Origin of the sequence: Sphingomonas mali NBRC 15500 (assembly GCF_001598415.1) — a bacterium.
GTDB classification, from domain to species: domain Bacteria; phylum Pseudomonadota; class Alphaproteobacteria; order Sphingomonadales; family Sphingomonadaceae; genus Sphingomonas; species Sphingomonas mali.
In genome coordinates this window covers 1-24,263 of the sequence record NZ_BCYX01000017.1, presented here as the reverse complement: position 1 = coordinate 24,263, position 24,263 = coordinate 1, and the positions used below count along the sequence as shown (strand labels likewise).

The following is a 24,263-nucleotide window of genomic DNA, read 5'->3' as shown; positions in this document are numbered from 1 at the left end:
ATGTCGCGCCGCCGGTTCGCCAAAAATTCGGCTCTCGCGAAGCTGCCAAAGCCTGATAGATTGGGCGCATCTTTGGAGGATGCGTGATGGGTCTGGGTGATTTCCTGAAGAAGCAACTGGTCGACGTGATCGACTGGGTCGACGAGCCGGGCGTGCTGGCGATCCGCTATCCGATGCAGGATCGCGAGATCCAGAATGGCGGCCAATTGACCGTGCGCGAAGGCCAGGTCGCGATGTTCTATAATGAGGGCAAGTTGGCCGACGCGTTCGAGCCGGGCCAGCACACGCTGGTCACGCAGAACCTGCCGCTGCTGACGGCGATCATGAACTGGGACAAGGGTTTCAAGGCCCCGTTCAAGGCCGACATCTATTTCTTCACCCAGCGCGAGCAGACCGGTCTGAAATGGGGCACGCCGCAGCCGATCACGGTGCGCGACAAGGAATTCGGGCCGCTGCGTATCCGCGCGTTCGGCAGCTATTCGTTCCGCATCGACGATGTCGCGACCTTCGCGGTCAAGATGATGGGCTCGCTCGACCGGCTGACCGTGACCGATCTCGATCAGCAATTGCGCGCGGTGATCAACACCGCGATCGCGACGGCGTTGGGCGGCGGCGAGATCGCGTTCGTCGATCTGGCCGGCAACCAGCAGGCGATGTCGGAAAAGCTGAAAGGCGCGGTCGAAGCCGGGTTCAAGGAATGGGGCCTGTCGTGCCGCACCTTCTTCGTCGAGAGCGTGTCGCTCCCCGAGAATGTCCAGGAATATCTCGACAAGGGCAGCCAGATGCGCGTGCTCGGCAATCTCGACCAATATGCCAAGTTCCAGGCCGCCGATTCGATCCAGACTGCTGCGGCCAATCCGGGGGGTCTCGCCGGGATCGGCGCGAGTGCGGCGGCGGGCATGGCGATCGGGCAGCAAATGGCGGCGGGGCTCGGCGGCGTCGGTAGTGGCGGTGCGACCAGCATTCCCGCGGCCGCACCGCAGCCCGAGGTCGATCCCTATGAGCAGATCGAGAAGCTGCACAAACTGATGGTCGCCGGCGCGATCACGCAAGAGGAGTTCGACGCGAAGAAGACCGCTCTACTCGCCAAGATCTGATCGCGACCCAGTGCTCGACGCCAACTGCCCCAATTGCGGCGCTCCGATCCGGTTCAGGTCGAACGACCTGCCGGTGAAGGTGTGCGACTATTGCCGCACATCGGTGCTGCGGACTGGCGGCAACCTCCAGGCGATCGGCAAGATCGCCGAGGTGCCCGACGACGTCAGCCCGCTGCAATTGGGCGTGCGCGGTCGCGACGGAGCGCAGGGTTTCGAGCTGATCGGCCGCGTCCGCTGGCGCTATGCCGACGGCGCGTGGAACGAGTGGCTGGCATTGTTCGACGACGGATCGACCGGCTGGGTCGGCGAATCGATGGGGCGCTATATGATGCTGCGCGAGGTCGACGACGACGCGCTTGCGCCGGTCGTCGTCGATCATATCAAATCGGGCCAGCCGATCGCGATCGACACGCTGATCACGATCGGCGGGGTCGATTATGCCGTCGCCGACAACAAGCAGGTTACCTGCATCGCCAGCGAAGGCGAACTCCCGTTCAACGCGCCGCTCGGGCTCACCGCCACCAGCATCGACCTGATGACTCCCGATGGCGAGTGCGCGAGCATCCAGAAGGATCAGGGCGGTGAAGTCGAGGCCTATGTCGGCCGCTACATGTCGCTTGCCGAGCTCAACGCGACCGGGCTGCGATCGTTCGAAGGCTGGCCGATGCCGGCGTCTGCCGCATGAGCGACGACGCACTCCCCGCCGACGCCGCGCCGCCGGCACCCGCGCAGCCGCCGGTTGCGCCCGTCACGCCGGCGTCGACCGTCCGCGCGCTGAGCTGTCCCAATTGCGGCGGCATCGTCAACGTCCGCGCGCAGGGCCTGACGGTCAGCGTGCTGTGCGAACATTGCGGCTCGACGCTCGATGCGACCAGCCCCGACCTCCAGGTCATCGCGCGCGCCAACGAGGCGCTCAAGACACCGGAGATCCCGCTCGGCACGCGCGGCACGCTCAACGGCCGGGTGTGGGAAATCGTCGGCTATATGGAGCGCACCGACGAGGAGATCGGCTGGGCCGAATATCTGCTGTTCAATCCCTATGAAGGCTATGCCTTCCTGGTCGACGATGGCCGCCGCTTCAGCCTGGGTATCATGCTCGATCGCCTGCCGACGATGGGCTGGGGCAATGCGATGCAGCTCGATCACCAGAGCTTTTCGCGGTTCGGCGGCACCTATCCGGTCCGCGTCACCTTCGTCGTCGGCGAATTCTACTGGCGCGTCGCGGTTGGCGAAACGGTCGACGAGACCGATTTCGTGCGCCCGGGCACGATGCTGTCGTGCGAAGTCTATCAGACCGAGCGCACCTGGACCCGGCTCGACCTGTTCGACTGGGGAGTCGCCGAAAAGGCGTTCGGCATTCCCGCGCGCCGCCGCGAATACAGCCATCCCGCGCCCCACGAACCGTCGCCCTATAAACGGCAACTTCGCGAGGCACTGGTGGTCGGCGTCGTCGCCCTGCTCGCCTTGTTCGTCGTCTCGGGCATAGGCGGCCGCGAGCAGGTGATCGGCCAGACCACGACCGACGCGGTGCTCGATGGCCCCGAAAAGACCGTGGTGATCCGAGGGCTCGATCTGCCTTCCGCGCGATCGCGGGTCGTCGTCGATGCCGATGCCGGCGCTATCGACAATGCGTGGGTCGACCTGGACTATTCGCTGACCGACGAGAAGACGCAGGACAGCGTCGACAGCTACGGCCTGGCCGAACATTATTCGGGCAGCGACAGCGATGGGTCCTGGACCGAAGGCGACCCGCGCCCCGAGGTCAGCCTGTCGAGCATTCCCGGGGGCAAATACGATCTGGTCGTCACCCTGTCCGCGCATCGCTGGAACGGCGGTTCGAGCAGCAGCAGCTTTTCCATGCCGACCGGTTTCGCCGGCGGCAGCGTGTTTGGACAAGATAGCGGCCAGACCATCCCGGTGACGGTCACGGTCAAGCGCGGCGGCGTGTTCGGCGGCAATATCTTGCTCGCTTTCCTGCTGATCGCGGCATGGCCGCTGATCGTGTTGTTCAAGCAATTCGGGTTCGAAAAGCGCCGCATGGCCCCGGTCAGCGGCAGCGGCGGCAGTGACGACGACAGCGGGGGAGACGACGACTGATGAGCCGGCATATTCTGGTTTACGGGCTCTATTGTCTGGGCGTCGTCATGCTAACGATGATGGCGGCCCGCGACGGCTATTCGCCCTTTGCCACTGGCGGCGCGCGCGGCCCGATGATGTTCGGCTCCTACGGCCCCACCCACAAATAACGAAAGGATCGGACGATGATCTCCATCCCCATTCTCGTCACCACCCTGGTCTACACCGCCATTGGCCTGGTGATCTTCATCGGCGGCTTCTGGCTGTGGGACAGGATCAGTCCGGTCGACATGTGGGGCGAGATCTGCCGCGAAAAGAACGTCGCGCTGGCGATCTTCACCGGTTCGATCGCGATTTCCGTCGCGATGATCATCGCCGCTGCGATCCATGGGTGAACGGCTGGGTTGAAACTTCCCAGTCGAACGAAGCACTTCGTCACCCCGGACTTGTTCCGGGGTCCAACCCTCCACAAGGGAATTCAGCCGTTGTTGCACTTTGGATGCCGGAGCAAGTCCGGCATGACGGCTAGGCCCGTATGACGGAGGAACAGGGCGGCGTCGCCCGCCCTTCCCGCGCCGGGGCTTTGCAGCTGGCCTCCGCGTTCGTCGTCGCGACGTGCGGGCTGATCTACGAACTGCTCGCCGGCACGCTGGCGAGCTATCTGCTCGGCGACAGCGTCACCCAATTCTCGATCATCATCGGCATCTATCTGTTCGCGATGGGCATGGGCTCGTGGTGCTCGCGCTATGTCCGCAAGAACGAGCTGGTGACCTTCGTCCGGGTAGAAGTGCTGATCGCCGCGATCGGCGGCTGTTCGGCGGCGATGCTGTTCCTGCTGTTCGACCGCGTCCAGGATTTCCGCTTGCCGCTTTATGGGCTGGTGCTGGCGATCGGCTTTCTGGTCGGGCTCGAAATTCCGCTCCTCATGCGCATCCTCAAGGACCGGCTCGAGTTCAGCGACCTGGTCTCGAAAGTGCTGACGTTCGACTATGTCGGCGCACTCGCCGCTTCCTTGCTGTTCCCACTGCTGCTCGTCCCGCATCTCGGGCTGATCCGCACCGGCTTCCTGTTCGGCCTGTTCAACGTCGGCGTAGCGATCGCGGTGATCCTGATGCTGCCACAGCGCCGCCGGATGACGATCGAATTGCTCGTCGCGATCCTGGTCACGATCGTGCTCGCCGCCGGCTTCGCCGCATCGGAGAAGATCGAGCGCACCGCCGAAGTCGCCGCCTATGGCGACCCGATCATCTATGCCGACGCCACGCCGTACCAGCGGATCGTCATCACCAAGCGCGCCAACGACTTGCGGCTGTTCCTCAACGGCAATCTGCAATTCTCGTCGCGCGACGAATATCGCTATCACGAAGCCCTGGTGCATCCGGTGCTGAGCCGTGTCCTCAACCCGCGCAACGTGCTGGTGCTCGGCGGCGGCGACGGCCTGGCGGTGCGCGAGATCCTCAAATATCCGGGCGTACAGTCGGTCACTCTGGTCGATCTCGACCCCGCGATGACCACCTTGTTCCGCAAGAGTTCGATGCTCGTCGCGCTCAACCACGGGTCTTTGCTGTCGCCCAAAGTCCATGTCATCACCGCCGATGCCTTCAGCTGGCTGCGCGCCAACCGGCAGCGGTTCGACGCGGTGCTGGTCGACTTTCCCGACCCGACCAATTTCGCGATCGGCAAGCTCTACACCGTCAGCTTCTATCGCGAGCTCGCCCGCGCGCTGAATCCCGGCGCGGTGCTCAGCGTCCAGAGCACGTCGCCGCTGGTCGCGCCCAAGGCCTATTGGACCGTCGCGACCACGCTGGAGGCGGCCGGGCTGACCACGCGCGGCTATCACGTCTATGTTCCGAGCTTTGGCGAATGGGGGTTCGTCCTCGCCTCGAACGGGCCGATCGGCGCGCCCGGCGCCCTGCCGGCGGGGCTGCGGTTCCTGACGCCACGGGTCGACACCCTCGCCTTCTTCTTCCCGCCCGACATGGCGCGACGCCCGACCCCGGTGAACCGGCTCGACAACCAGGCGCTGGTCCGCGAGTTCGACGCCGAATGGTCGGTGTTCGAGGGCTGATGGCCTGGTCGCGCCGCTCTGTCATCGCCGGGTCGGTCGCCGGCGCCGCGGCGTTGGGTGCGGGCGCGATTGCGCTCGCCCCGCACGACGACACGATCCCGGGCACGCTGGGCGGCGCCGATTTCCGCCGCGGGCACCGGCTGCGCGGCGGCAAGTTCCCCGCGCCAAACGAGACGGTGCGGACCCAGGTCGCGATCGTCGGCGGCGGCGTCGCGGGGCTCGCCGCGGCCTGGACGCTGGCGGATGCCGGGGTGCAGGATTTCCGCTTGCTCGAACTCGAGGACCGCACCGGCGGCAATGCGCGAAGCGGGCGCAACAACGTCTCAGCCTACCCGCTCGGCGCGCATTATCTGCCGCTGCCCAATGCCGAGGCGAAGGGCGTCATCCATCTGCTCGAACAGCTCGGCATCATCACCGGCTGGCAGGACGGCAAGCCGGTCTACGATCCCTATCAGCTCGTCTCCGACCCCGAAGAGCGCCTGCTCTATCTCGGCAAATGGCAGGAAGGTTTGGTGCCGCAAAAGGGGCTGAGCGAGACCGACATCCATGACCTGAAGGCCTTCTTCGCTGCGATGAAGATCTATCAAGGGCGACGCGACGCGCAGGGCCGCCCCGCTTTCGCGATCCCGATGGAATTGAGTTCGCGCGATCCCGATCTGCTTGCGCTCGACCAACTGAGCTTCACCCAATGGCTCGACCAGCAAGGGTGGACATCGCCCATATTGCGCGCGCATGTCCGCTACGCGTGCCGCGACGATTACGGCACCGAACCCGACCAGGTCTCGGCCTGGGCCGGGGTGCATTATTTCGCCAGCCGCCGCGGGCATGCCGCCAATGCCGACCCCGACACGATGCTGACCTGGCCCGAAGGCAACGGCCATCTGGTCGGGCGGATGGCGGCGCGCCTCAAGGATCATCTCGACTGCGGACGGATCATCCATCGCGTTACTCGCTCGAACCAAGGCGTGCGGGTCGATGCGCTCGACGTCGCCAGCGGTCGCGGCATTCGGATCGAGGCAGAGGCGGTGGTGCTCGCCACGCCGCATTTCGTAAGCGCGCGCCTGACCAGCGACGCGCCGTCCGCCGCCGGGTTCGACTATGCCCCCTGGGTGGTTGCCGCCGTCACCGTCGACCGCACGCCGGCTGGGCCAGGGTTCGAGGTCGCTTGGGACAATGTGTCGTGGACCAGCCGCTCGCTCGGCTATGTCGTCGATACCCATCAGTCGCTCGACCGCGTCCCACGCGCGACGGTGCTGAGCTGGTATCTGCCGTTGTCGGATCTGGCCCCTGCCGACGCGCGCCGCGAACTTCTCGAGCGGCCGCTTGGCTATTGGCAGGACATCGTGCGCGACGACCTGTTGCTGACCAACCCCGACCTCAAGGGCGCGATCCGCCGGATCGACGTCTGGCGCTGGGGCCATGCGATGATCCGCCCGGTCCCCGGCTATTTCTGGGACGGTCGCCGCGAGGCCGCCGCCGCACCGCGCCCGCCGCTCTTCTTCGCGCATTCGGACCTGAGCGGCCTGTCGCTGTTCGAGGAAGCGCAATATCGCGGCATCCGCGCCGCCGAGGACGCGATGACGCATCTCGGCATTCCCTATCGCTCGGTGCTGACGTAGGACGGCACCGTGGACTTCAGCGGAACCCACCTTCTAGCCGACCTGTTCGACTGCGATCATCTCGACGATGAGGCGCGGATCGAAGCGGCATTGCGCGCGGCGGTCGTCGCTGCGGACGCGATCCTGCTCGACCTCAAGGTCCATGCTTTCGGCACCGGCCAGGGCGTGACTGGGGTCGCCTTGCTCGCCGAATCGCACATCTCGATCCATTCTTGGCCCGAGCGGGGCTATGCCGCGGTCGACATGTTCCTGTGCGGACAGCGCCATGATCTTGACGCCGCGCTGGCTGCAATGGCCAGCATGCTCGACGCCGGACGGGTCGAGCAACGCCGCTTTGCGCGCGGCTTCAGCCTGGAGGCCATCGCCGAATGACCGGCACGCCCTTACCGCCCAAGCGCCAATCGGCCATCCGGCTGACCCTGATCGTCCTGCTGGGCCTGCTCGGTCTGTGGGTCATCCACGCCTTCCTGCCTGCCGTGGTGTGGGCGGTGGTCATCGCGGTCGCGGTAGATCCGCTCGTCCAGCGCGCCGAGCACCGGTTTCCGCGGCCCAACCTCGTCGCGGCGGCCTTCACGCTGGGCTTTGCGGTGATCGTGCTCGCGCCGATCGCGATCGGTATCGCGCAGGCCGCGCGAGAGGCACACGATGTCGCGGCCTGGGTAAGCGATGCGCGGCTGCACGGCGTGCCGCCTCCGGTCTGGCTCGCCAATCTGCCGTTCAGCGCAGAGGCGATCGGCTGGTGGCAGACGAACCTGGCCCCGCCCGAAGCCGCCAATCACCATTTCGAGGTGCTGAGCCACACCCTGCTCGGCGCGCAGGCGCGGTTGCTCGGCTTCGGGCTGGTTCATCGAGCGGTGGTGTTCGGCTTCACGCTGATCGCCTTGTTCTTCCTGATCCGCGACCGCGATGCGCTGGCAGCGCAATTCCGCACCGCCAGCGCCAAACTGCTTGGGCCGCAAGGCGAGCGGATCGGACAGCAGGCGCTCGCCTCGGTCCGCGGGACGATCGACGGGCTGGTGCTGGTCGGGCTCGGCTTCGGCGTGGTCATGACGTTAGTGTATGTCTTCCTCGGCGTGCCGCACCCCATCCTGCTCGGCGCGGTCACCGCGATCGCCGCGATGATCCCGTTCGGCGCGCCGGTCGCGTTCGGGATCGCCGCCTTGCTGCTGCTCGGTCAGGGATCGCCCGGCGGCGCGATCGCGGTCGTCGTGATCGGTTTCGCCGCCGAATTCGTCGCCGGCCATTTCGTCCGTCCCGCCTTGATCGGCAGCGCGACGCGGCTGCCGTTCTTCTGGGCCTTGGTCGGCATTCTCGGCGGCGTCGAGACACTGGGGCTGCTCGGCCTGTTCGTCGGTCCCGCGACGATGGCGGTGCTGGTGATGCTGTGGCGCGAACTCGTCGAGGGCGATCCGGCACCGATTGCCTGACGTCTATACCTGACCGTTAGCGTCACGATTGCCCCGAACGGATCGGAACCCTAGATGAGCGGCAAATCCCCCGCCCTCAGGAGTCCCCCAATGACCTATTCCGCCAAGCTCGGCCTCTATATCGACGGCGAGTGGCTGACCGGGGACGGCCGCGACGTGCACTCGGTGCTCAACCCCGCGACGGGCACGGGCCAGGCCGATCTGCCGCTGGCCACCGCCGCCGATCTCGACCGCGCGCTCGCCGCCGCGCAAAAGGGATTCGAGGCGTGGCGCGCGGTCGTCCCCGAGCAGCGCGCCGCCGTGCTCAACAAGACCGCTGCCTTGGTTCGCGAGCGCGCCGACGCGATCGCCCGCATCGCGACGATGGAGGAAGGCAAGCCAGTCGCCGAGGCCAAGGGCGAAGTCATGGCCGCCGCCGCGATGCTCGAATTCCATGCCGGCGAAGCGGTGCGCGTCTATGGCCGCGTGCTGATGCGCGCCCCGGGCATGCGCTCGATGGTGCTGCACCACCCGGTCGGGCCGGTCGCCGCCTTCTGCGCGTGGAATTTCCCGGCCCTGAACGTCGTCCGCAAGATCGCGCCCGCCATCGCCGCGGGCTGCTCGATTATCCTCAAGCCGAGCGAAGAGACCCCGGGCTCGGCGGTCGAGATCATGCGCTGCTTCCAGGATGCCGGCCTGCCCGGCAATGTCGCGCAGATCGTGTTCGGCGTGCCCGACATGATCTCGCGCCACCTGCTCGCCTCGCCGGTCACGCGCAAGCTGAGCTTCACGGGCTCGGTGCCGGTCGGCAAGCATCTGATGAAGCTGGCGTCGGACAGTGTGATGCGGATGACGATGGAATTGGGCGGCCACGCGCCGGTGCTGGTGTTCGACGATTGCGACCTCGAAAAGACGCTCGACATCCTCGTCACGCACAAGTTCAGAAATGCCGGCCAAGTCTGCGTCGCGCCGACTCGCTTCCACGTTCAGGACGGCATCTACGAGAAGTTCGTCCAGGGGTTCGCCGAGCGCACGAAGAAGATGCAGATCGGCAGCGGCCTCGACGCCGCCAACCAGATGGGCCCGCTGGCCAATCCACGCCGCCCCGACACGATCGCCGCGCTGGTCGAGGATGCGCGATCGATCGGCGCACGTGTGCTCGCCGGCGGCGAGCGCCAGGATAAAGACGGCGGCTTCTTCTTCCAGCCGACGGTGATCGCCGATGTGCCCTTGGAAGCCAAGGCGATGAACGACGAGCCATTCGGCCCGCTCGCCTTGATCCGTCCGTTCGGCACGGTCGAGGACGCGATCGCCGAGGCCAACCGCCTGCCCTTCGGTCTTGCCGCTTATTGCTTCACCGAGAGCGGTCGGCGCCAGAATCTGCTGGCCGAAACGGTCGAGGCCGGGATGTTGGCAATCAACCAGGTTCGGATGACCTGGCCCGACGCGCCGTTCGGCGGGATGAAGGAATCGGGCTTCGGCTCCGAGGACGGTCCGGAGGGCATCATGGCGCACCTCACCACCAAGGCGGTGCACATCGCATGAGTGAGCGTACCGCAGCCCGCATCCTGGTCGACCAGTTGATCGCGCAAGGCGTCGATCGCGCCACCTGCGTGCCTGGCGAAAGCTATCTGTCGGTGCTCGACGCGCTGATCGGCAGCGGGATCGATCTGCTGACCTGTCGCGCCGAGGGTGGCGCGGCGATGATGGCCGAGGCGTACGGCAAGCTGACCGGCCGTCCGGGCATCTGTTTCGTGACGCGTGGGCCGGGCGCGACCAACGCCTCGCCCGGCCTGCATATCGCGATGCAGGATTCGACTCCGTTGATCCTGTTCGTCGGCCAGATCGAGCGCGGCATGCGCGACCGCGAGGCGTTCCAGGAGCTCGATTATCGCGCAGCGTTCGGCGCGTTGGCGAAATGGGTGGTCGAGATCGACGATGCCGCGCGCATCCCGGAGATCATCGCCCGCGCCTTCCGCGTCGCCATGCAGGGACGGCCGGGCCCGGTGGTGATCGCGCTCCCGGAGGACATGCTCGACGATATGGCGGAGGTGGCCGATGCGCCGCGCGTCGATCCCGTCGAGACCGCCCCTGCCCCTGCCGATATCGACCGGCTCGGCGAGTTGCTCGCGAGCGCAAACAACCCCGTCGCGATCGTCGGCGGCTCGCGCTGGACGCCGGAAGCGCGCGACGCGATGGTCGCCTTCGCGCATCGCTTCGACCTGCCCGTCGCCGCGCAATTCCGTCGCGCGCCGCTCTTCCCCGCGACCGACGACCATTTCATCGGCGACCTTGGTCTCGCGCCCAATCCCAAGCTGATCGAACGCATCAAGGCCGCTGACCTCGTCCTGTTGATCGGCGGGCGGATGTCGGAAATCGCCTCGCAATCCTATACGTTGCTCGGCATTCCTGCCTCTGCGCAGCAACTCGTCCACGTCCATCCCGACCCGCTCGAACTCGGCCGCGTCTATCAGCCGGTGCTCGCGATCAACGCCACGCCGCCGGCCTTCTTCGCGGCACTCGACGGCATCGAGGCCAATCCGACCTGGTCAGCCAATCTCGAGGCGGCACGCGCCGATTACCTGGCTTGGTCCGACACCCCGCCCGCCGTGCCGGGCGATTTCCAATATGGCGACGTCATGGCGTGGCTGCGCGACCGGCTGCCGCCCGATGCGACGATCTGCAACGGCGCGGGCAATTTCGCGAGCTGGATCCATCGCTACTACCGCTTCCGCGACTTCGGCACACAACTCGCGCCGACCAGCGGATCGATGGGCTATGGCCTACCCGCCGGCGTGATGGCCAAGCGGCAAAAACCCGACAGCATCGCGCTGACCATCGCCGGCGACGGCGACTTCCTGATGAACGGCCAGGAATTCGCTACAGCGGTCCATCACGGCATCCCGCTGATCGTCGTGCTGATCGACAACGGCATTTACGGCACGATCCGCATGCACCAGGAAAAGACCTTTCCCGGACGCATCTCGGCGACCGATCTCACCAATCCCGACTTCGCCGCATTGGCGCGTGCCTATGGCGGCCATGGCGAGACGGTGACCACCACCGCCGAATTCGCCCCCGCGTTCGAACGCGCACTCGCCAGCGGCAAGCCGGCGATCCTGCATTGCCATCTCGACAGCCAGGCGATCACGCCGACCGCGACGCTGGATGGACTCAGGGCCGCGGCGGAGAAGAAAGGCTAGCGACGGTCGGGCCGAACTGCCCGACAGATCGTCCGGACATCATCCGGGCGTGTGACACACCGCCTCGACGTTGAGGCCATCGGGATCGATGACGAACGCGGCGTAGTAATTCGGGTGGTAATGCGGGCGAAGTCCGGGCGCGCCATTGTCCTTGCCGCCGGCGCCCAGCGCCGCGGCGTAAAAGGCATCGACCTGCGATCGCGAAGCCGCTGAAAAGGCGATATGCATGCCGGTGCCGCGAGGACCATCATCGCCGAGCCAAAAGAACGGTTTGCCGTCCTTGCCGTAGCCGATGCCATGATAGCCACCGCTCTGTTCCGACAACACTTCCATGATCATGCCGAAATCCAGCGCCGACAACGCCGCGTCGTAAAAGCGCCTGGATGCGTCGAAATCGCTCGCCCCGATGCCGATATGGTCGATCATCCAACCCTCCTCGCCGATATCGAGCCAAGCGAACGCACGGCCCGTCGCGTTCCCATTCATGAACGATGCAGCGTAGCCTTGGCTGTTCGTATTTCACCGGATCTCGATCGATTAGGCGAACTGCCGGTTGTCCCCCGGGCCGTGAAAAGGCAGGCGTCAAGACGCACGGTCGAATGTCGGAACAGAGGCCGCGTCAGCAGCGGGCGCTCGGTCGCTGCTATGAGGTTGGAGCGGGTAACGGGAATCGAACCCGTGTATTCAGCTTGGAAGGCTGCTGCACTACCATTGTGCTATACCCGCCCGTCGCCGGAGCGAAGCGGGGAACTAGCGAGTCCGCCGCGCCCATGCAACCCGGACATCCTTCACGGCTTGCTTACCATTCCGCGCGTATCCCCGCGCGCATGTATCACGACCCAGCATTGGGCACGGCCGCCAAGGCCGATCCGCGCCCCAAGTCCGCCGTGTCGACCGGGACCGGCATATCCGGGCTGGCCGGGCTATTCACCTGGATCGCGATCGCGCGCTGGTTCGGAATGGACGGACCCTATGCCGCGCTGATCAACGTCGCCGCGACCGGGCTACCGATGGTGCTGTGGTCGGTGTTCGTCGACAAGGTCCACCGCAATCCGTCGACCGGGATCGACTGGGCCAACCCCAAACCGTGGCGCGAGACGCTCGACATCTCGATCACCAAGCTCGCCGGGCTGTGGCTGACCTGGGCGGGGATCGCCTGCCTCTACGCGGTCGGGCGCTTTTATTGGGAAGGCAATTTCCAATTCTCGATGTGGTGCTTCATGTGGGCGGCGCCGGCACTGTTCGTGCTGTCGATCCCCTACACGCTGTGGCTCGATCGCCGCATGATCGAGCCCAAGGACGGCTGTTGGGCGCTCGGCGCGTGGATGATGGGGCTCAAGGAACCGATCGACAAGGAAGCGATCTGGAACCACCTCAAGAGCTGGGGGGTGAAGATGTTCTTCACCGCCTTCATGCTGGCGATCGTACCGCCAGGGTTCGGCGATTTCGTGCGCGGCGATTTCAGCCGGGTGTTCGCCAGCCCGGTGGCGTTGGCCAATTGGCTGATCACGTTCATGTTCCTGGTCGATGTCGCGTTCGCCACCGCCGGCTATCTACTCGCGCTACGCCCGCTCGATTCGCACATCCGCACCGCCAATCCCTATGCCGCGGGCTGGATGGCGGCGCTGATCTGCTACCCGCCTTTCGTGCTGATGGGCGATAACGGCCCGCTCGATTATCATCCGGGCACTTATGGCGAAGCCGGCTGGTCGACCTGGTTTGCCGGTTATCCGGTGCTGCTTGTCGGCATCGGCACCCTGCTGGTGCTGCTGACCGCGATCTACGCCTGGGCGACGGTCACGTTCGGCATCCGCTTCTCCAACCTGACCAACCGCGGCATCCTGACCAACGGGCCTTATGCTCTTTCGCGCCACCCTGCCTATCTCTCCAAGAACCTGTTCTGGCTGATCGCGACCGTGCCGCTGCTCACCACCGGCAGTTGGCTCGACGCGGTGCGGTCGACGGCGATCATGGGCATCATCGCCGGCATCTATTACTGGCGCGCGCGGACCGAGGAGCGCCATCTGCGCGCCGACCCGGCTTACGAGGAATATTATCAGTGGATGGAGCGTAACGGCCCGGTGCCGCGCTTCTTCCGCTGGATCAGCGGCAAGTCGGCAGTGGTCACGCCAGACACAGCATGAGGCCGATCGCCCCTGCCATCGCCACCACGCTGGCGGCCAGCGCACGGTGCAGATGGGGACCGCCCGGACAGAGCCGAGCATAATCGCGCCAGGTCAGGAAGACCGGGCGCCAGAACGATCGCGAGCGTCGTTCGATTGCCCGAACCGCGATCGTCATCCGCCCGTTTTCCAGGGTCGCGACCGCTAATCCGGTAATCACCGCGATAAGACAGATGACCGCGGCAACCGACCGCGGTCCGGCCATCAGAAGCTCATCTCATCATAGATTTTCGAGATGTCGCCGCTCCACTCGCCGTTGTAGCGGTCAAGCAGGATCTGCGCCGGCACTTTGCCCGACCGCACCACCTCACGCAGCGGATCGAGGAACCCGGTCTCGTTGGTCCCGCCGGCATCGGTCCGTGCACGCGCGGTCAGTCCGGCATGCGCGATATCGAGCACTTCCCCGGCGATATCCCGGAGCTTGCCGCCGCCTGGCAACGGCGCGTCGAGCGCCAACGCCGGCACCGAATTCCGTAGATCTTCGCGCTCGGCCATGTCCCAATGTCTGACCAGGTCCCATGCCGCGTCGAGCGCGCCCTGATCGTAGAGCAGTCCGACCCAGAATGCCGGTAACGCGCAGATCCGTCCCCACGGCCCGCCATCGGCGCCGCGCATCTCGAGGAAAGTCTTGAGCCGGACTTCGGGGAAAGCGGTCGAGAGATGATCCGACCAATCCTCGATCGTCGGCTTTTCGCCCGGCAGCACCTCGAGCTTGCCGTCGAGGAAGTCCCGGAAGCTCAGGCCTGCCGCGTCGATATACTGGCCGTCGCGGTAGACGAAGTACATCGGCACATCGAGCGCGTAATCGGCGTAGCGCTCGTAACCGAACCCGTCCTCGAACACGAAGGGCAGCATGCCGGTGCGCGCGGGATCGGTGTCCGACCAGATATGGCTGCGATACGACAGCATGCCGTTGGGCTTGCCCTCAGTGAAGGGCGAGTTAGCGAACAATGCGGTCGCCAGCGGCTGAAGCGCGAGGCCGACGCGGAATTTCTTCACCATGTCGGCTTCGGACGCATAGTCCAGATTGACCTGAATCGTGCAGGTCCGGAGCATCATGTCGAGCCCCAGGCTGCCGACCCGCGGCATGTGGCGCAGCATGATCGCGTAGCGGCCCTTGGGCATGATCGGCAGATCCTGCCGCGCTTTGTCCGGCCACATCCCCATGCCCAGGAAACCCAGCCCCAGCCGGTCGCCGACCGTCTTGACCTGCTGCAAGTGCCGGCCGGTTTCGGCGCAGGTCTCATGCAGATTTTCGAGTGGGGCGCCCGACAGTTCGAATTGCCCCGCCGGCTCGAGGCTGACCGAGCCGTCCGCGCCGGTCAGCGCGATGATCTTGCCATTCTCCTCGACCGGTCGCCAGCCGAACTCGGTCAGGCCGTTGAGCAGGTCGCGAATGCCGCCGGGTTCGTCCCAGGACGGCGCGCGATGATCGGCAGTGCGATAGACGAATTTCTCATGCTCGGTACCGATCCGCCAGCGCTCGGCCGGCTTCTCTCCCCCTGCGAAAAAATCGATCAGCTGCTGGCGGTCTTCGATGACCGCTGCGTTCGTGTCCGTAACGGTCTTCGTCGTCATGGCGCGCATGTAGCTACGCAAAAGGCGCCGCGCTAGTCTCCCTCCCCCGTTTGGGGAAAGGGAGTTTCACCAATCTCCCGCAGCAGACATCCAGATTGTCACCGCCGCCGCCGCCGCGGTTTCCGCGCGGAGGATACGTGGACCTAGTCCGATCCCAATCGCCTGGGGAAGCGCGCGGATCGCCTCGCGTTCGGCGTCGTCGAACCCGCCCTCGGGCCCGATCAGGATCGCCGCTGGTCCTTTATGCGCCGCCATTGCTTCGGCAGCGGGCGCGCCGCCCATTTCATCGGCGAAGAACAGCGCGCGATCGGCGGGCCAATCGCGAAGCAGGGCATCAAGCTTCATCGCCTCGGCCAGTTGCGGCAGGGAAGTGCGATCGCATTGCTCGGCCGCCTCGATCATGTGGCTGCGCAGGCGATCGAGGTTGAGCCGGTCGATCATCGTGCGACGCGTCAGCACCGGCACCAGCCGGGCGACGCCCAACTCGCACGCTTTCTCGGCGACCCAGTCGATCCGGCCTTTCTTGATCGGGGCGGCGCATAGCCACAGATCCGGGACCGGTTCGCGCTCGCGGAGATGCGCCGAGACGTTCAGGATCAGGTCGCGCCTGCCGACCGCGCCGGCGATGCCGAGCCACTCGCCGGTGGCGTCATCGAACAATTTGACCGGATCGCCCGCCTTCAGCCGCAGCACCGACAATAGATAATGCGCCTGCCCGCCCTCCACGCGCACATCGGCACCCTCGGCGAGCTGGGTCTCGACGAACAAACGCGGCGTCGATCGCGGCGGCCAGGCGGGAGTTGCTGCCATGGCCGGCGACTTAGCGGGTTCGATTCAAACGGGCTAGCGTCGCAGCTCTCTTCTCCCCTCCCGCTTGCGGGAGGGGATCACGGCCTCGGCTTGCGCCGCATCATCCGCCAGCCGAGCAACAACGCCGCGATTCCGAACGCGCCGCCGATCAGCGCCAGCCCCGCCGCCTGGGCGATGCCCCAGAACAGCGTCTCTGCGAACCGGGCAATGGCGACGGATAGATGGACCATGAACTGGCCCCTAACACGCGAACCCGCCTAGCGTATCCGTTTCCAGTGCCGAACCTGGCAGCCGAAACCGAACAACGCGCAACCGCTGGCGGTGATGCTGTCGGAATCGGTCAGTTCGATTCGCCCCGAAATCGTCTGGTCGAGCGCCGGCACATAGACCTTGCCCTTCCATTCATTGGGACCGGTCTGGCGGAATTCGCGGAACACTTGTGTCCCGACCAAGGTCCGGCCGCGCGACGCGATATCGGCCTTGGTCTTGTCGTCGGCCCAGATCACGGTGCCGCACATCGCATCGCCGCAGCGCCCCGCTTTGACGTGCATCGTGTTGTTCATGTTGGTCCAGGTTCCCGTCCAGGCGGCGGCGCTGCGCGCCGGATCGGGGTCGGGCTGGGCATTCGCGGAGCCCGCGGCAACCGCCAGCGCAAGCGCGGCGCAGGTCAGCAGTCGAGGCAGGATCGTCGGCATTACAAACTCCAAATACGCGTCACGTCCCCTGTGCAGCTAGAAATAGAAATTGTCCGTCGTGGGGCAAGGCGTGGCGCTGGTGCGGCAATTCGCACGCGGCTAGTGAATGGGTGATGACTGCAAAACCCGAGTCCGAGATCGTCCCAGACACCCAATATCGCGGGCTGGTCGGGCGATTGCCGCCCTATACGCGCGCCTTGGCGCTGCTGGCGCGATTCGATCGGCCGATCGGCTGGCAATTGCTGTTCTGGCCCGGCGCCTGGGCAATCGCACTGGCGCATGGCGCGATCGACCGCTGGGATCTGATCCTGTGGATCGCGCTCGGCGCGATCGTCATGCGCGGTGCCGGCTGCGTCTATAACGACATCGTCGACCGCGACCTCGATCGCCAGGTCGAACGCACGCGAAGCCGCCCGCTAGCCTCGGGTGCTGTGTCGCTCAAGGCGGCGTGGATCTGGCTGGTGCTCCTGTGCCTGATCGGACTGGTCGTGCTGCTCCAGCTCCATCGTTATGCCGCCATCGTCGCGTTGGTCAGCCTGGCACCGGTCGCGGCCTATCCCTTCATGAAGCGCATCACCTGGTGGCCGCAGGCGTGGCTGGGCATCGTCTTTTCCTGGGCGGCGTTGGTCGGGTGGAGCGAAATCGCCGGGTCGCTGATGATGCCGGGGCCGTTACTCTATCTCGGGTCAATCTTCTGGGTCATTGGCTACGACACGATCTACGCGCTCCAGGACATCGAGGACGATACGCTCGTCGGCGTCCGCTCTTCGGCGCGCGCGCTGGGCAGCCGGGTCAGATCGGGCGTCGGGACCTTCTATGCGCTCGCGATCGCTTGCTGGGCGCTGGCGCTGTGGGAATTGCGACCCGACCCGCTGGTGCTCGTCGCACTCGCCCCGGCCGCGCTCCATTTCGCCTGGCAAGTCGCGACACTCGACCCCACCGACGGCACCAACGCGCTTCGCCGCTTCCGCTCCAATCGATTCGCCGGGCTGCTGGTGTTCCTAGCCTGCTTCGTCGTCGGACAGACGAGTTTTTGAGCGAGCACCGGCAATCGAACTCGGTCAGTTTTGCCAACGCCCTTTGACCGGCGCGCCTGCGCTTCCTAAGTGCCGGTCATGCTGACTCCCGACGCCGCGCGTGACCGCGCTCTCGATATCGTTACTCGCGCGCGCAAAGCCGGCGCCGATGCTGCCGACGCAGTGCTCGGCGCCTCGGCCAGCGTCGACGTATCAGTGCGGCTGGGCGAGCTTGAGGATGTCGGTCGTTCCGAAGAGGAGCAATTGGGCCTGCGCGTGTTCGTCGGCCAGCGGTCGGCATCGGTTTCCACCTCCGATCTGTCGTCGGCCGCGATGGACGCGCTGGTCGAGCGCGCGGTGGCGATGGCGCGTGAGGCGCCCGAGGACAAATGGGCCGGCCTCGCGCCCGAGGATCGGCTGATGACGGGGCCGATTCCCGATCTCGATCTGCAGGATGCCGACGATCCCGCCCCCGCCACGCTCAAGCAAACCGCGCTCGCCGCGGAGGATGCCGCCCGTGCCGTGCCCGGCGTGACCAACAGCGAAGGCGGCGGCGCTTCGGCCTCGCGCGTCGCCTGGGCACTCGCCACCAGCCACGGTTTCGCCGGCGCCTATGCCACGACCAGCCATTCAGTCTCGGCCAGCGTGCTGGCGGGCAGCGGCGGCGCGATGCAGCGCGATTACGGGCACCGCTCGGCGCGGCACCGCGCGCACCTTCCCTCGCCCGAGGAGATCGGCCGCGAAGCGGGCGAACGCGCGGTCGCCCGGCTCAACCCCGGCAAGGTCGCGAGCGGCCCGATACCCGTGCTGTTCGATCCGCGCGTCGGCGCCTCGCTGATCGGTCACCTGACCGGCGCCATTTCGGGCGCGGCGATCGCGCGTGGGACCAGCTTCCTGCTCGGCAAATTGGGCGAGCTAATCTTCGCGAGCGGCATCGATATCATCGACGATCCGCTTCGCCCGCATGGCCTGCGCTCGCGGCCATTCGATGGCGAAGGGCTGGCGGTCTCGGCTACCAGCCTGATCCGCGACGGCGTTCTCACGACCTGGCTGCTCGATTCGGCTTCGGCGCGGCAGCTGGGACTCGAGCCTACCGGTCATGCCGCGCGCGGCGGCGCCGGTGCGCCGGGAGTCAGCACCACCAACACCTATCTCGCCCCGGGCAAAACCAGCCGCGACGACCTGATCGCCGGGGTGAAGCGCGGCGTCTACGTCACCGAGTTGATCGGCCAGGGCGTCAACGGCGTCACCGGCGACTACAGCCGCGGCGCGGCGGGTTTTCTGATCGAGGACGGCGTGCTCACCACGCCGGTCGACGAATTCACCATTGCCGGCAATCTGAAGGACATGTTCCTCCAGCTGACCGCGGCCGACGATCTCGAATTCCGTTACGCGACCAATGTCCCCACCTTGCGAATCGATGGAATGACGGTCGCGGGTGGCTGAGCTGATCGACGACATCGCCGAGGTCGCGGCCGAGGCGAGCGCGTTTGCGCTGGCACGCTGGCGGACCGATTTCGCGCGCTGGGAAAAGGCGCCGGGCAACCCGGTCTGTCAGGTCGATATCGACGTCAACAACCTGCTCCGCGAGCGGCTGACCGCGCTCGCCCCCGATGCCGGCTGGCTGTCGGAGGAGACGGTCGACGACGCGGTGCGGCTCAACCATCGCCGCTGCTGGGTGGTCGACCCGATCGATGGCACGCGCGACTATATTCGCGGGCGCGAAGGCTGGGCGGTGTCGATCGCGCTGGTCGATGGCGAACAGCCGGTGGCGGCAGTACTCGACGCTCCGGCGCTGGGCGAAGTCTGGCGTGCCGAAACGGGCAAGGGCGCGACGCTCAACGGCAGTTCGATCGAGCATAGCGGTCGCTCGGTCTTTATCGGGGCGCGGACTCCGACCGATATTTTGCCCAGCGTCGATGCCGACCTGGTCGCGGTGGCCAAGCCCAATTCGATCGCACTCCGCATCGCGATGGTCGCGTCGGGCCAGGCCGATTTGCTCGCCACGATTCGTTGGGGCAACGAATGGGATATCGCCGCCGCCGTCCTCATCGCGCGCGAAGCGGGGTGTTCGGTCAGCGATGCGGTCGGGCGCAAGCTGCGTTTCAATACGCCGCGCGCGGAGGCTTTCGGCGTGCTTGCGACTGCCCCCGGCATCCACCTCGCGGCGATCGCGCGGCTGCACGAGCGCGCGGTGGCGGGTTTGGGCAAGCCGCGCTGAAGCTTATCCTTTCCGGTGCATTGAAACACGCTTCCCCGGCGAAGGCCGGGGCCTAGCTTCGGCGTCGTCGAGATGGCGTCCTGTTACCGTGAATTCGTGGCGATTGGGCCCCGGCCTTCGCCGGGGAAGCGTTTAGCTTTCGATACCCGCCATATCTCGTGCGCCAGCTTTATAGCAGCGCTAGAGAAAGTCCCGAAATCAGCCCTCGAGCTGGCGGATCAGGCTGCGCACCGCGCCGTCGATCTCGTGATCGCTGCCGCGCAATTCCTCGATACGGCGCACCGCATGGATCACGGTAGAATGATCGCGGCCGCCGAACTTGCGGCCGATCTCGGGCAGCGAGCGCGTGGTCAGGCGCTTGGCGAGGTACATCGCGATCTGGCGCGGGCGGGCGACCACCACGGCGCGGCGCGCCGAGACGAGGTCGACCGGCTTGAGGTCGTAATGCGCCGACACCGCACGCTGGATCTCGTCGATCGTGATCCGCTTGGTGCCGCCGCGCAGCACGTCGCCGAGCGTCGCCTGGGCAAACTCCAGATTGATTTCCTCGCCGGTCAACTGGGCATAAGCGACTAGGCGGTTGAGCGCGCCTTCGACTTCGCGCAGGCTGCCGGTGACCTTGTGCGCGAGCAGCTCGAGTACCTCTTGAGGCACCTTGACCTCCGGCAGTTCGCCGAGGCGATGGTCGAGCAGCGCGCGGCGCAGAGTCGCGTCGGGCATCTTGATGTCGGCGACCAAGCCCATCGCCAGCCGCGAGACGATCCGCGCCTCGACATCGTCGAGTCCCTGCGGGTGGCGGTCGGCAGTGATGACCAGGCGCTTGCCCGCCGCGGTCAGCTCGTTGATCGTGTGGAAGAATTCGTCCTGGGTCGGTTTCTTGCCCGAGATGAAGTGCAAATCGTCGATCATCAGCAGATCGGCGCCGCGCAGCCGGGTCTTGAAGGCATGCGTATCGTTGGCGCGAATCGCCGCGACGAATTCGAACATGAATCGCTCGGCCGACATCAGGATCACACGCGCGTCGGGAACCGCCGCGAGATAGGCATGGCCAATCGCGTGCATCAGATGAGTCTTGCCGAGGCCGGTGCCCGAGTGGAGGAACAACGGGCTGAACCGCGGCACGCCCGGTTCGGCCAGCGCCTTCGCAGCGTTGAAGGCGACACGGTTCGACGGATCGACCACGAAGCGTTCGAACGTCAGGCGCGGATCGAGCGTGGGGCGCTCGGCGGCTTCGACGGGAGCGGCAGGCGATTCGGCCGGCTGTTCGGTGGCGATGCGCAACACCGCCGGGGCGGACGCCTGACGCACTTCGATCGACACGGTGCGAATCGCCGGGATCGCGGCGCGGAATTCCTGGACCAGTCGGTCCTGATAATGGTTGCGGACCCAATTGGCGGTGAAGGCCGACGGCAACGTCAGGCGTACCGTGGTCTCGTCGTCGCTATCGTCGAGCTCGATCGGCTTGAGCCATTGCTCGAACAGCCGCGCGCCAGCCGATTCCCTCAGATTCTTACGGATCCTCGCCCAGGCATTGAGAACTTCCCCGGGCACGACACCTTCCCTTGCTACCGAAACTGCCACCCGCAACAACCCCTTCCCCACCGGCCCACGCCCCCGCAACGGGCCCGATTCGTTAGACAGACGCCTCCCCCCAGCCGGAATTGCCATCCGCCTGAACGCGAGTACTGCTATGATTCGGCGAGCGCCTGATGGGCGCTGCGAGGATTGATTATGAAGCTCGAAGCCTGTCGATCAACCCCGTCGATGACAGAAATATTAAAATAAAAACGTTGACTCGCCCTGAGCCGCAGAAATCCGGGATTCTCGAAATAACCCACTGAATCCGGGCGAATTTCGCGTTACGTTTCTGTGAACTATTTGCGAATCGCTAGGTTTTCCCATGGTTACGGGATTCGTTAGAATATCGGGTATGGAGATCGCTGCAGAGCAGCATGACGGGAGCGCCGGACAGCAAAAAGCCCGCCGGCGAATTTCTCACCGACGGGCGCCATTCCCGCTATCAAATCGGGTATCTTTAGAGCGAGGCGAGTCGCTTGGTCAGACGCGAGAACTTGCGGCTGGCAGTGTTCTTGTGGAGCACGCCCTTGGCGACGCCACGCTGCAGCTCGGGCTGCACGGCGGCCAGCGCAACGGTGGCGGCTTCCTTGTCGCCGGCGGCCAGCGCCGACTCGACCTTCTTGACGAAGGTGCGGATACGGCCGACGCGGTTGCCGTTGATTTCGGCGCGACGATCGTTGCGACGGATACGCTTTTTCGCTTGCGGCGTGTTCGCCATGAAAGTCCTCTGAATTTCGCAAAAATGGGACGGGCACGACCTATAGCCGCGCTCGGGAGCGGTGGCCCTTAGCGAGATGGGGGGATTCGGTCAACCTTTGGTGGGCGCGCCCGCGTTCACGCGATCATTTCTGACAGGCAGGACACCAGAAGGTCGACCGTCCGCCCTCGACATAGCGATGCACGATGCCGCCGCAACCGCAGGGCTCGCCTTCGCGGCCATAGACCGCGAATTGCTTGGAGAAATAGCCGAGCTCGCCGTCCGGCCGGGCGAAATCGCGCAGGCTCGATCCGCCCGCAGCGATCGCCGAGTCGAGCACCGTATGGATTTCCCGCACCAACCGATCGAGCCGCGCGAGGCTGATCCGTCCCGCCTCGCGCTTGGGTGAGATGCGCGCGGCATAGAGCGCCTCGCAGACATAGATATTGCCCAGGCCCGCCACGATCCGCTGGTCGAGCAGCATCTGCTTGATCGACGCGAACCGAGTCTTGAGCGCGGCCTTGAGATACGGTGCGGTGAAGTCCGGGCCAAGCGGCTCGGGACCCAGCGCCTTGAACGCCGGAAAATCGGCCAGCCCCTCGGTCGGCACCAGGTCGACCGAGCCGAATCGCCGCGGGTCGTTCAGCACCACGCGGCGTCCCTCTTGGGTATCGATCACCAGATGATCGTGCGGCAGCAGCTGATGAGGATCGACTCGCCAGCGCCCCGACATGCCAAGATGGAAGATCATCGTGTCGCCGCGGTCGGTTGCGATCAGCCCGTATTTGGCGCGGCGCCCCAGCCCGGTCACCGTCGCCCCGGTCATCCGCTGCGCGAGATCGGGCGGGAACGGCCGGCGCAGATCGCCGCGCCGCGTGATGACATGCGTCAGGCGCTGGTCCTTGAGCACGGGCTCCAGCCCGCGGACGGTGGTTTCGACTTCGGGGAGTTCAGGCATCTCCTGTCCAGCTAAGTTGGGTTTGCCTCCGCCACAAGCGCCTGCGCATTCAAGCACGCCGCCATCACTCCGACCCGTTCGCCCTGAGCTTGTCGAAGGGCAGCGTAATGGCTCGGACATCGCGCGCCTCAGACATGTGCTTCGACAAGCTCAGCACGAACGGTCGGTGGCGCGCTCCCCTTGCCACGCCGCCTTCTGCGGGGATGACGGCGCCTGATTGCCTCGCTACAGCCCGCGCATGACCGATACAGTCTCCTTCGGCTACGAAGATGTCAGCCCCGAGGAAAAGACCCGCCGCGTCGGCGGTGTCTTCGCCAGCGTCGCCAGCAAATATGACGTGATGAACGACGCCATGTCGGGTGGGCTGCATCGCGTGTGGAAGGACGTGTTCGTCCGCCGCGTGAAGCCGCGTGCCGGAGAGGCGATCCTCGACATGGCTGGCGGCACCGGCGACATCGCCTTTCGCATGGAAAAATCGGGCGCCGCGATCACCGTCGCCGACATCAACCCGGCGATGCTCGAGGTCGGGATCGAGCGCGCCGCCAAGCGCGGCATCGACGGGCTGGTGTGGAGCGAGGCCAATGCCGAAACGCTGCAATGGCCCGACCGCTTCTTCGACGCCTATACGATCGCGTTCGGCATCCGAAATGTGACCGACATTCCCAAAGCGCTGCGCGAGGCACATCGCGTGCTCAAGCGCGGCGGCCGCTTCTTCTGCCTGGAATTCTCGACCACCTTGTGGCCGGGTTTCGGCGATGTCTATGACGCTTACTCACACCATGTCGTGCCCAAGGTCGGCCAGGCGATCGCCGGCGATGCCGAAAGCTATCGCTATCTGATCGAGTCGATCCGCCGCTTTCCCAGCATGGAACGATTCAAGGAAATGATCGGCGAGGCCGGCTTCGTCCAGACCAAGGTCGAACCGATGCTCGGCGGACTGGTCGCGATCCATAGCGGCTGGAAGATTTGATGGGGGCTGCAACGAAAGCCCCTCCCCTTCAGGGGAGGGGTTGGGGTGGGGCCTACCCACAAGCAAATCGCCCGGGGCACCGCCCCCC

General features: G+C 65.8%; 25 protein-coding genes and 1 tRNA gene. 16 read left to right on the top strand and 10 right to left on the bottom strand.

The features are described from left to right. The first annotated feature begins 86 nt into the window (after positions 1–86). The 11 genes from SMA01S_RS13525 to SMA01S_RS13480 all read left to right on the top strand — a co-directional run bounded on the left by SMA01S_RS13525 (position 87) and on the right by SMA01S_RS13480 (position 11,469). Positions 87–1,097, top strand: a complete 1,011-nt coding sequence (locus tag SMA01S_RS13525) for an SPFH domain-containing protein (protein WP_066822973.1) — start codon at positions 87–89, stop codon at positions 1,095–1,097. A gap of 10 nt (positions 1,098–1,107) precedes the next feature. Then, the gene (locus SMA01S_RS13520; RefSeq protein ID WP_066822972.1) at positions 1,108–1,782 is read left to right on the top strand and encodes a DUF4178 domain-containing protein; all 675 of its coding nucleotides are present in this window, start codon (positions 1,108–1,110) and stop codon (positions 1,780–1,782) included. Further along, on the top strand, positions 1,779–3,194 hold the full coding sequence (locus SMA01S_RS13515; RefSeq protein ID WP_066822970.1) for a DUF4178 domain-containing protein: 1,416 nt from the start codon (positions 1,779–1,781) through the stop codon (positions 3,192–3,194). The genes SMA01S_RS13520 and SMA01S_RS13515 overlap by 4 nt, the downstream gene beginning before the upstream one ends. Beyond that, positions 3,194–3,343 (top strand): hypothetical protein, encoded by a 150-nt coding sequence (locus SMA01S_RS24860; RefSeq protein WP_169804236.1) that lies wholly within the window; start codon positions 3,194–3,196, stop codon positions 3,341–3,343. The genes SMA01S_RS13515 and SMA01S_RS24860 overlap by 1 nt, the downstream gene beginning before the upstream one ends. A gap of 15 nt (positions 3,344–3,358) precedes the next feature. Further along, positions 3,359–3,568: a DUF350 domain-containing protein gene (locus SMA01S_RS13510; protein ID WP_066812173.1), complete on the top strand. Its 210-nt coding sequence runs from the start codon at positions 3,359–3,361 to the stop codon at positions 3,566–3,568. A gap of 140 nt (positions 3,569–3,708) precedes the next feature. Continuing rightward, complete coding sequence (locus tag SMA01S_RS13505; RefSeq protein WP_066822968.1) at positions 3,709–5,241, top strand: polyamine aminopropyltransferase; 1,533 nt, start codon at positions 3,709–3,711, stop codon at positions 5,239–5,241. Further along, a complete protein-coding gene (locus tag SMA01S_RS13500) occupies positions 5,241–6,860 on the top strand; it encodes an FAD-dependent oxidoreductase (RefSeq protein ID WP_066822964.1) in 1,620 nt (539 codons plus the stop codon). Before SMA01S_RS13505 ends, SMA01S_RS13500 begins: the two co-directional genes overlap by 1 nt. A gap of 9 nt (positions 6,861–6,869) precedes the next feature. After that, positions 6,870–7,232, top strand: coding sequence for an adenosylmethionine decarboxylase (gene speD / locus SMA01S_RS13495; RefSeq protein ID WP_066822960.1), 363 nt, complete (start codon positions 6,870–6,872; stop codon positions 7,230–7,232). Continuing rightward, positions 7,229–8,287 carry an AI-2E family transporter gene (locus tag SMA01S_RS13490; protein ID WP_066822957.1) on the top strand — a complete coding sequence of 353 codons (1,059 nt, stop codon included), beginning with the start codon at positions 7,229–7,231 and terminating at the stop codon, positions 8,285–8,287. The genes speD and SMA01S_RS13490 overlap by 4 nt, the downstream gene beginning before the upstream one ends. Before the next feature lie 90 nt (positions 8,288–8,377). Then, a complete protein-coding gene (locus SMA01S_RS13485; RefSeq protein WP_066822946.1) occupies positions 8,378–9,811 on the top strand; it encodes an NAD-dependent succinate-semialdehyde dehydrogenase in 1,434 nt (477 codons plus the stop codon). Continuing rightward, positions 9,808–11,469: a thiamine pyrophosphate-binding protein gene (locus tag SMA01S_RS13480; RefSeq protein WP_066822938.1), complete on the top strand. Its 1,662-nt coding sequence runs from the start codon at positions 9,808–9,810 to the stop codon at positions 11,467–11,469. The genes SMA01S_RS13485 and SMA01S_RS13480 overlap by 4 nt, the downstream gene beginning before the upstream one ends. Before the next feature lie 39 nt (positions 11,470–11,508). On the opposite strand, the gene SMA01S_RS13475 is transcribed toward SMA01S_RS13480, so the two are convergent. Together SMA01S_RS13475 and SMA01S_RS13470 are read right to left on the bottom strand one after the other, a co-directional pair. Further along, complete coding sequence (locus SMA01S_RS13475; protein ID WP_066823331.1) at positions 11,509–11,895, bottom strand: VOC family protein; 387 nt, start codon at positions 11,893–11,895, stop codon at positions 11,509–11,511. A gap of 226 nt (positions 11,896–12,121) precedes the next feature. Continuing rightward, positions 12,122–12,195 (bottom strand) — tRNA-Gly (locus tag SMA01S_RS13470). Positions 12,196–12,296: 101 nt separating this feature from the next. On the opposite strand from SMA01S_RS13470, the gene SMA01S_RS13465 reads away from it, so the two are divergent. Next, entirely contained in the window at positions 12,297–13,613 is a 1,317-nt protein-coding gene (locus SMA01S_RS13465; protein WP_066822936.1) for a methyltransferase family protein, read from the top strand. On the opposite strand, the gene SMA01S_RS13460 is transcribed toward SMA01S_RS13465, so the two are convergent. The 5 genes from SMA01S_RS13460 to SMA01S_RS13445 all read right to left on the bottom strand — a co-directional run bounded on the left by SMA01S_RS13460 (position 13,594) and on the right by SMA01S_RS13445 (position 16,735). Next, a complete protein-coding gene (locus tag SMA01S_RS13460) occupies positions 13,594–13,857 on the bottom strand; it encodes a hypothetical protein (protein ID WP_066822934.1) in 264 nt (87 codons plus the stop codon). The genes SMA01S_RS13465 and SMA01S_RS13460 overlap by 20 nt on opposite strands. Further along, entirely contained in the window at positions 13,857–15,230 is a 1,374-nt protein-coding gene (locus SMA01S_RS13455; protein WP_066823329.1) for a glutamate--cysteine ligase, read from the bottom strand. Before SMA01S_RS13455 ends, SMA01S_RS13460 begins: the two co-directional genes overlap by 1 nt. A gap of 66 nt (positions 15,231–15,296) precedes the next feature. Continuing rightward, positions 15,297–16,040 (bottom strand): 16S rRNA (uracil(1498)-N(3))-methyltransferase, encoded by a 744-nt coding sequence (locus tag SMA01S_RS13450; protein WP_066822932.1) that lies wholly within the window; start codon positions 16,038–16,040, stop codon positions 15,297–15,299. Between the two features lie 77 nt (positions 16,041–16,117). After that, complete coding sequence (locus tag SMA01S_RS24580; protein WP_157093939.1) at positions 16,118–16,270, bottom strand: hypothetical protein; 153 nt, start codon at positions 16,268–16,270, stop codon at positions 16,118–16,120. Positions 16,271–16,297: 27 nt separating this feature from the next. Next, positions 16,298–16,735 carry a DUF2147 domain-containing protein gene (locus SMA01S_RS13445; protein ID WP_066822929.1) on the bottom strand — a complete coding sequence of 146 codons (438 nt, stop codon included), beginning with the start codon at positions 16,733–16,735 and terminating at the stop codon, positions 16,298–16,300. A gap of 113 nt (positions 16,736–16,848) precedes the next feature. On the opposite strand from SMA01S_RS13445, the gene ubiA reads away from it, so the two are divergent. The 3 genes from ubiA to SMA01S_RS13430 all read left to right on the top strand — a co-directional run bounded on the left by ubiA (position 16,849) and on the right by SMA01S_RS13430 (position 19,972). Continuing rightward, on the top strand, positions 16,849–17,772 hold the full coding sequence (gene ubiA / locus SMA01S_RS13440; RefSeq protein WP_066822926.1) for a 4-hydroxybenzoate octaprenyltransferase: 924 nt from the start codon (positions 16,849–16,851) through the stop codon (positions 17,770–17,772). A gap of 78 nt (positions 17,773–17,850) precedes the next feature. After that, positions 17,851–19,197 carry a TldD/PmbA family protein gene (locus SMA01S_RS13435; protein ID WP_066822923.1) on the top strand — a complete coding sequence of 449 codons (1,347 nt, stop codon included), beginning with the start codon at positions 17,851–17,853 and terminating at the stop codon, positions 19,195–19,197. After that, complete coding sequence (locus SMA01S_RS13430) at positions 19,190–19,972, top strand: 3'(2'),5'-bisphosphate nucleotidase CysQ (RefSeq protein ID WP_066822921.1); 783 nt, start codon at positions 19,190–19,192, stop codon at positions 19,970–19,972. The genes SMA01S_RS13435 and SMA01S_RS13430 overlap by 8 nt, the downstream gene beginning before the upstream one ends. Positions 19,973–20,170: 198 nt before the next feature. On the opposite strand, the gene dnaA is transcribed toward SMA01S_RS13430, so the two are convergent. From dnaA to mutM, 3 genes are all read right to left on the bottom strand, one after another. After that, a complete protein-coding gene (dnaA, locus tag SMA01S_RS13425) occupies positions 20,171–21,523 on the bottom strand; it encodes a chromosomal replication initiator protein DnaA (RefSeq protein ID WP_245649276.1) in 1,353 nt (450 codons plus the stop codon). A 484-nt stretch (positions 21,524–22,007) separates the two neighbouring features. Beyond that, a complete protein-coding gene (rpsT, locus tag SMA01S_RS13420) occupies positions 22,008–22,268 on the bottom strand; it encodes a 30S ribosomal protein S20 (protein ID WP_066813132.1) in 261 nt (86 codons plus the stop codon). A 124-nt stretch (positions 22,269–22,392) separates the two neighbouring features. Then, complete coding sequence (gene mutM / locus SMA01S_RS13415) at positions 22,393–23,205, bottom strand: bifunctional DNA-formamidopyrimidine glycosylase/DNA-(apurinic or apyrimidinic site) lyase (RefSeq protein WP_066822919.1); 813 nt, start codon at positions 23,203–23,205, stop codon at positions 22,393–22,395. A 238-nt stretch (positions 23,206–23,443) separates the two neighbouring features. Between mutM and SMA01S_RS13410 the strand changes: the two genes are divergently transcribed. Further along, positions 23,444–24,175, top strand: a complete 732-nt coding sequence (locus SMA01S_RS13410) for a class I SAM-dependent methyltransferase (protein ID WP_066822917.1) — start codon at positions 23,444–23,446, stop codon at positions 24,173–24,175. Positions 24,176–24,263: the final 88 nt, after the last annotated feature.

Excerpts from the sequence above, each read along its gene's own strand:
- SMA01S_RS13480 (WP_066822938.1), top strand. The coding sequence starts at position 9,808 with ATGAGTGAGCGTACCGCAGCCCGCATCCTGGTCGACCAGTTGATCGCG.
- rpsT (WP_066813132.1), bottom strand. The coding sequence starts at position 22,268 with ATGGCGAACACGCCGCAAGCGAAAAAGCGTATCCGTCGCAACGATCGT.
- SMA01S_RS13410 (WP_066822917.1), top strand. The coding sequence starts at position 23,444 with ATGACCGATACAGTCTCCTTCGGCTACGAAGATGTCAGCCCCGAGGAA.
- SMA01S_RS13460 (WP_066822934.1), bottom strand. The coding sequence starts at position 13,857 with ATGGCCGGACCGCGGTCGGTTGCCGCGGTCATCTGTCTTATCGCGGTG.
- SMA01S_RS13445 (WP_066822929.1), bottom strand. The coding sequence starts at position 16,735 with ATGCCGACGATCCTGCCTCGACTGCTGACCTGCGCCGCGCTTGCGCTG.
- SMA01S_RS13500 (WP_066822964.1), top strand. The coding sequence starts at position 5,241 with ATGGCCTGGTCGCGCCGCTCTGTCATCGCCGGGTCGGTCGCCGGCGCC.
- SMA01S_RS13450 (WP_066822932.1), bottom strand. The coding sequence starts at position 16,040 with ATGGCAGCAACTCCCGCCTGGCCGCCGCGATCGACGCCGCGTTTGTTC.
- ubiA (WP_066822926.1), top strand. The coding sequence starts at position 16,849 with ATGACTGCAAAACCCGAGTCCGAGATCGTCCCAGACACCCAATATCGC.
- SMA01S_RS13485 (WP_066822946.1), top strand. The coding sequence starts at position 8,378 with ATGACCTATTCCGCCAAGCTCGGCCTCTATATCGACGGCGAGTGGCTG.
- SMA01S_RS13490 (WP_066822957.1), top strand. The coding sequence starts at position 7,229 with ATGACCGGCACGCCCTTACCGCCCAAGCGCCAATCGGCCATCCGGCTG.
- SMA01S_RS13515 (WP_066822970.1), top strand. The coding sequence starts at position 1,779 with ATGAGCGACGACGCACTCCCCGCCGACGCCGCGCCGCCGGCACCCGCG.
- SMA01S_RS13465 (WP_066822936.1), top strand. The coding sequence starts at position 12,297 with ATGTATCACGACCCAGCATTGGGCACGGCCGCCAAGGCCGATCCGCGC.
- SMA01S_RS13505 (WP_066822968.1), top strand. The coding sequence starts at position 3,709 with ATGACGGAGGAACAGGGCGGCGTCGCCCGCCCTTCCCGCGCCGGGGCT.
- SMA01S_RS24580 (WP_157093939.1), bottom strand. The coding sequence starts at position 16,270 with ATGGTCCATCTATCCGTCGCCATTGCCCGGTTCGCAGAGACGCTGTTC.
- SMA01S_RS13525 (WP_066822973.1), top strand. The coding sequence starts at position 87 with ATGGGTCTGGGTGATTTCCTGAAGAAGCAACTGGTCGACGTGATCGAC.
- SMA01S_RS13510 (WP_066812173.1), top strand. The coding sequence starts at position 3,359 with ATGATCTCCATCCCCATTCTCGTCACCACCCTGGTCTACACCGCCATT.
- mutM (WP_066822919.1), bottom strand. The coding sequence starts at position 23,205 with ATGCCTGAACTCCCCGAAGTCGAAACCACCGTCCGCGGGCTGGAGCCC.
- SMA01S_RS24860 (WP_169804236.1), top strand. The coding sequence starts at position 3,194 with ATGAGCCGGCATATTCTGGTTTACGGGCTCTATTGTCTGGGCGTCGTC.
- SMA01S_RS13455 (WP_066823329.1), bottom strand. The coding sequence starts at position 15,230 with ATGACGACGAAGACCGTTACGGACACGAACGCAGCGGTCATCGAAGAC.
- SMA01S_RS13435 (WP_066822923.1), top strand. The coding sequence starts at position 17,851 with ATGCTGACTCCCGACGCCGCGCGTGACCGCGCTCTCGATATCGTTACT.
- SMA01S_RS13475 (WP_066823331.1), bottom strand. The coding sequence starts at position 11,895 with ATGATCGACCATATCGGCATCGGGGCGAGCGATTTCGACGCATCCAGG.